1 protein-coding gene is annotated in these 273 nt (G+C 67.0%); it reads left to right on the top strand.

Translation table 11 applies throughout. The annotated features are described in order from the left end of the window. Window positions 1–33: 33 nt before the first annotated feature. On the top strand, window positions 34–273 hold a 240-nt coding region (locus QWY29_RS20545), incomplete at its 3' end, for a hypothetical protein (RefSeq protein ID WP_300963075.1).

Here is a 273-nt window from a genome sequence, read left to right as displayed (position 1 = left end):
ACGCCGGGTCCGGCGGCCAGGGACAAGACCGCCGTGACGGTCGGCGCGGTGGCAGCGCGCGCCGCGATCCTCCGCGCCATCGATCACAACGCCTACGAAACCGTGACCACGCTGAAGCGGCTCGATGACTGGATCGCGCGCGCCCGCGAAACCGGGTTCGTCTGCATCAATGCCAACACCTCGTCGTCCGATGCCATGCAGGCGGAGCTTTGCGGCGTCTCGCTCGCGGTTGCACCCAACGAAGCTTGCTATGTTCCTTGCGGTCACTCCAGG

This window comes from Nocardioides abyssi (assembly GCF_030412915.1).
Classification (GTDB): domain Bacteria; phylum Actinomycetota; class Actinomycetes; order Propionibacteriales; family Nocardioidaceae; genus Nocardioides; species Nocardioides abyssi.
The sequence above is the reverse complement of the archived record's forward strand: the minus strand, read 5'-3'. Positions and strand labels throughout refer to the sequence as shown.